This window comes from Gordonibacter sp. (genome assembly GCF_036667095.1).
Taxonomy (GTDB): Bacteria; Actinomycetota; Coriobacteriia; order Coriobacteriales; family Eggerthellaceae; genus Gordonibacter.
Genome location: NZ_JAVWUP010000179.1, coordinates 1 through 5,020 on the forward strand (window position 1 = coordinate 1; position 5,020 = coordinate 5,020).

Here is a 5,020-nt window from a genome sequence, read left to right on the forward strand (position 1 = left end):
TAGTTGCTAAACTATATCACTCTTTAATTATTTTGTATCTAAAAGTTTAGGAAAATAAGACGGTCATTGATACCTGTGAATGCAAAAAAGAATGGGGTTTGAATTTTTCTCCAGCGTAACACCATAGAATAATGCCTCGCGCACAACAAGAGCCGAAACCTGTAGTAAGGTTCCGGCTCTTTAGTGCTGCATCCCGCTTTACGAGTGAGCGGTGTTTTTTAAAAAAATTGCCTACCCAAGCTCGCTGGGTAGTACAAGACCAGACTCCAGCGCTTGCTTCTTCAGGCCTTCGCGGAAGTCGGGATGCGCGATTGAAATCATTGCGACAACACGTTCGGCAAGCGATTTACCCCACAGGTCTGCCACGCCGTACTCGGTCACGTAATACATGGCCTCGCAACGTGGGCATGTCACAGCCGATGCGAGTGGGAAGTTAAATACCACGTTGGAGTGCAGATTCCCTTCCTTATCGGTGCGCGTGGAGCGAAGCGCCAGGAAGTTCAGGCCTTTGCCGCCACGATTGCGGATAAGGTTCGCACCTTTCACAAAGTCGATCTGGCCGCCGATGCAGCTGTACTGCCACGTGCCAGAGCCTTCGGAGCAAGACTGGCCGGTCAGGTCAGCCATCATGCAGGCGTTTATCGCGACGAAGGAGTCTATTTTGGAAACCTCGTTGATGCTCGCCAGATGCGGAACGGAGTCGTAGACGATTTCCTTAGCATCGGTACAGAAGTCGTACAAGCGCTGGGAGCCGAAGAAGCCAGCAGCACGAACTTCCTTGGCCACGCCCTTCTGGCAAAGGTCCACAATCCAGTCGGAAAGGATCTCCGAATAGACGTTGATCTCTTCTTTCTCCATCAAGTAGGAGCCGATAGCGTTGCCAAGACCACCCTTGCCCACCTGAACAGTATCGCCATTTTCGACATACTTCATGATGTTTCCGGCAATCTTTTCATCGACAGGCTCAGGATCGCCGTCGGTGATCACGATGTGAGGATGCGTATTCTCGCAGAATGCGCAGAAACGCTCAACCGGAATATTTAGCAGCTCAGGATCGTCGCACTTCGCCGGTGTATGGCTTTCGTTGATCACGCCGATCAGCTTCGTAACGCTGCCACCCTTGATAATCTCGGACGCCAAAAACGCTCCGGCCGCTCCGATATTAATGAGCCCGTCTTTATCGGGAGTCCCCACCTCAATAAACACGACGTTGATGCTCTGCGCCTTGCTCGCAGTGCTTTGAAAATAGCCGTACGGGGCAGAGATGAACGATACGAGTCCAAGCTTGCGTGCCATATGCTCAACCGGTCCCGGGAAAAACGACATATGGTGGAATGCCTTGCCATACTTCGCATCGGTGAACATCTTGGGTGGTCGGGCGAGCACGTTCGAGTACGTCTTTACATCGTGCAACTCTTCGTAGCGATCCGCGAGCAGGTCGAGCTGATCATATGGGACATTGATGGTGTTACCAATCCACACACGATCACCCGACTCGATGAGTTTTACAATCTCCTCGCCACTCATCAAGTGTTCCTGATAATAATCTTTCCAGTTTCCCATTGCTGTTACCTTATCTCTCTACGAAAGGGCTAGTCGATGCCGATAACGGAATCGCTCATCGCGTAGCAGCCATCAAGCGACTGTACGTATTCTTGCCAGAACTTGAAATCCTTTTCAGGGTTTACCACAGGACCCATGAGAGCCATGCTCTGAAGGTGCTTAGTCTGAATCTCGCTATTGATGTGATTGTTAACCTGCGTAAGCGCGTACTTGTTCACATCTTTAACGAACAGCGCAAACATCTGGTCGATCAGCTCGTCGTCAACATCATTGAGCTTGGCGCCTTCGAGCACCAGCTGCGCATATACGACCATGGTGAAGATCTCACCGAAATTCAACATGTAGTCCATGTCCTTTTTGATGAGAGCAGGATCGGGTGCATCGGTGGCGAGCAGGGTGCGGAACTCCTCGACCAGCTGCATGAAGCGTTTGACGTTGGGCAGATCGACGCCTTCATACGCCTTGCGATAGTCGGGGAACTGCACCTTGGCAAGGCCGCCCATCGTCTGGTTGAAGATGTTGTTGTCGTCTTTGGCCTCATCCACAATCCCGATCTCGGGATACGCGACATCGGTAAACAGGTAGTTTTGCAGGAACTTGAGAACCAGAGCCATGTTCACGTGCGCCGTGCCCTCGAGACGGAATAGCATGTCCATGGTATTGTACGCATCTGACAGATAGGTATCGGCCTCGTAGCCCTTCGCGCAGACGACATCCATCAGCATGCGGATGACATCGCCGCCCTGCGTGGTGGCCTTCATCTTTTGGATAGGATTGAACAGCAGATAACGACGATCGTCTGCACTCATGCTGCGGAAGTAGTCGCGACTGCGCAGCGCATAGAGCTTCATAGCGTTGGTGCGACAGAACGCCTCGGAGAGGAACGAGCGGATGTGTGGGAACGCGGTGACCGGGCGGCCGTAGATGATGCGGCGGTTGGAATGGGTGACCGCTTCGTAGAGCGCGTGCGTGGCGATACCTGAAGCAGCAAAACCAAGCTGAAACTTGCCGATGTTCACCGTGGCCAAGCCGTCAGCGAAAGCGGCGTCGCCGGACTTGAGGATGTCATTGTCGGAGATGGGATACTCAATCAGTTGATACTCGCCGACGCGGCACTGACCCATGCCGGGGACTTCGATGTCCTTAACGTACTTGTAGTTCGGATGACGGCTGTCAACCACCCAGTTGCAATATTCGCCCGTGGTGGCGTTCTTTCCCATGGTTGAGACCTTGCTGGCGATGTGTGCGTTGCCGATGTAGTATTTGTCGCCGTCAGCGCGGTAGGTGCCGTCCTCAAGCTGTGTAAGACAGGTCTCGTTGGAGTACAGGTCAGCACCGTGCTCCTTCTCGCTCATGCCGAAAGCGAACACGTGGCCTTCCTTGAGCTGCTCAGCTAGATCTTTTTTCTGAAAATCATTATCTCCCATCCAGATGGGGCCGACGCCCAGAATGGAAACCTGCAGAGGATACTGGTAGGACTGGCCGTAGAAGCCAAGAATCTCGCTCATCGGGCACAGGCGATACAGGTCAAAACGGGCAGAGGGATCGTCCCCGTACCCTTCAGCGGTTAGCATGGTTGCGAAAATGCCATGGTCGCGCTGGTACTTCATCCAGTCGGTCTGCCACTTGTCGGCTTTCATGTCCTCACGAATGTCCGCAAGGCCCTTGTGCTCGAAGAACTCCACGGTGTCCAGCATAGCCTGGCGGCTCTTTGCGTCGTACTCTTCGCCCGTGAAGGTTGCAGGATTGAACAAAACATTCTTTTTAGACACTACTCTTCCCCTTTCGGTATGATGGCTTCATGCCACTGCGCAATCGGCGCCAGAATGCGCGAAACGGCGTGCAAATATGAGTTCATCTGCATATTTGCACTTTTAACATCTCAAAAATACCATGGTTTGCTGGGAAAATAAAATTCGAAGTTCGCACTCTTTCATGCGCCTGACGCATGAAAGGATTGTCGGCGATGGTATCATAAGCGTTGACAAGGGTAGACTCACCCGAGGAGATGTTCACATGGATATCAAGCGCATTCTTTACTTCAAACGTGTTGCCGAAACTCAGCACATCACGAAAGCTGCTCAGGATCTTTATGTGTCCCAAGCGCACCTTAGCCGCATCATCGGAGAAATGGAGCGTGAGCTAGGCGTCGAGCTTTTCGACCGGGAAGGGCGCGGTCTCGTGCTCAATGAGTGCGGAAAAATCTTCTACGAGTACGCCCTAAAAATGATTAGCTTGTTTAACGAAGCGACGCAGAGAACTCAGGAGGCGCACCTGCGCGCACAGTTTCAAGTTGCCGTCGCCACGAATTCCAGCGCGTACATGCCAGCGTTTTTGTCGAAAACATCCAAGAAGCATGCCAACATGAAGATCCGTCAGTATTCAGGACCTCGCAAGAAGGTTGTCGCCATGCTCAAGAATGGAAGTGTTGACTTCGCCATCACCGCACCGCCACTTGATGAAATAGGCATCAACTCAGTGCAGTTGCGAAACGAGATTCCCGCCATCATCTACCCCAAAGGCCATTGGCTCGAAGACTACGACGTCGTCAGCCTCGAAAAAATATTGAATGAGCCATTCGTGGGCGTTGCGCAAGGCTTCGGGGCGCGAGACACCATCGATGCCTACTATCAAACACACGGGCTATCACCGACGTTTGTTCTTGAAACGGGTGATACGATATCGGTAGAGCGCTACGTGGAACAAGGCCTAGGCATCGCACTCTGCGCAAGAGCCCTCGTGCTTCAAGAAGATCATTTCAAAAATCATCACACCTTGCTCGAAGAGGATGTCCCGTGCATCCTCGGGCTTTCCTGGAACAGCAACCGAGCCTTGAGCAAGGAAGGTGAAGCTTTTTACCGCGAAGCTGTCGAGTATTTTTCCGATTTGGCAAACCTCGATGGCTAACGCATAGATTTTTTGAAGAAATGCGCCCGATCGGTGCAACACTGGGCGCATTTCAATTTGGCAGAATCACATTTTGCAATGCATTATTTGGCTCTATCGTTTTTTGCATATTCACTCACGCCTATCGTAAGATAATCCCTGGCGTTATTTTCCTGGGGGCGCTTGCCTGGGTCAAGAGTTTTCTTCACAACTCCCGGAATGCCCACCACCAGCGAATACGGTGGAACCACCGCGCCTTCGGTGACAACGGCGCCTGCTGCCACAATGGAGCCTTTGCCGATAACAGAGCTATTCATGACGATCGCTCCCATGCCGACAATGACATCGTCTTCGATACTCGCACCGTGAATCACTGCGTTGTGGCCAATCGTGACTCGATCCCCAATTATCGCTGGACAATCATAGTCTACATGAATCGTGCAATGATCTTGCACGTTGCTCATCTCGCCGATGACGATGGGGGCTACCTCTCCCCTGAGAACCGCATTGAACCAGATATTGCTATCCTTTTTCAAGGTGACGTCGCCACAGATTGTCGCGTTGCTTGCGA

At 52.1% G+C, this 5,020-nt stretch carries 4 protein-coding genes; 1 reads left to right on the forward strand and 3 read right to left on the reverse strand.

The window, feature by feature from the left end; all coding sequences use genetic code 11:
* Window positions 1–231: 231 nt before the first annotated feature.
* Both RR842_RS11860 and RR842_RS11865 read right to left on the reverse strand, forming a co-directional pair.
* Window positions 232–1,563 carry an acetyl-CoA hydrolase/transferase C-terminal domain-containing protein gene (locus RR842_RS11860; protein WP_332729852.1) on the reverse strand — a complete coding sequence of 444 codons (1,332 nt, stop codon included), beginning with the start codon at window positions 1,561–1,563 and terminating at the stop codon, window positions 232–234.
* A 29-nt stretch (window positions 1,564–1,592) separates the two neighbouring features.
* On the reverse strand, window positions 1,593–3,335 hold the full coding sequence (locus RR842_RS11865; RefSeq protein WP_332729853.1) for an acyl-CoA dehydrogenase family protein: 1,743 nt from the start codon (window positions 3,333–3,335) through the stop codon (window positions 1,593–1,595).
* Window positions 3,336–3,579: 244 nt separating this feature from the next.
* Between RR842_RS11865 and RR842_RS11870 the strand changes: the two genes are divergently transcribed.
* A complete protein-coding gene (locus RR842_RS11870) occupies window positions 3,580–4,470 on the forward strand; it encodes a LysR family transcriptional regulator (RefSeq protein ID WP_332729854.1) in 891 nt (296 codons plus the stop codon).
* A gap of 83 nt (window positions 4,471–4,553) precedes the next feature.
* Here RR842_RS11870 and RR842_RS11875 read toward each other — a convergent pair.
* A partial coding sequence (locus RR842_RS11875; protein WP_332729856.1) for a gamma carbonic anhydrase family protein occupies window positions 4,554–5,020 on the reverse strand: 467 nt, incomplete at its 5' end.

Coding starts and splice junctions, on each gene's coding strand:
- RR842_RS11860 (WP_332729852.1), bottom strand. CDS start 1,563: ATGGGAAACTGGAAAGATTATTATCAGGAACACTTGATGAGTGGCGAG.
- RR842_RS11870 (WP_332729854.1), top strand. CDS start 3,580: ATGGATATCAAGCGCATTCTTTACTTCAAACGTGTTGCCGAAACTCAG.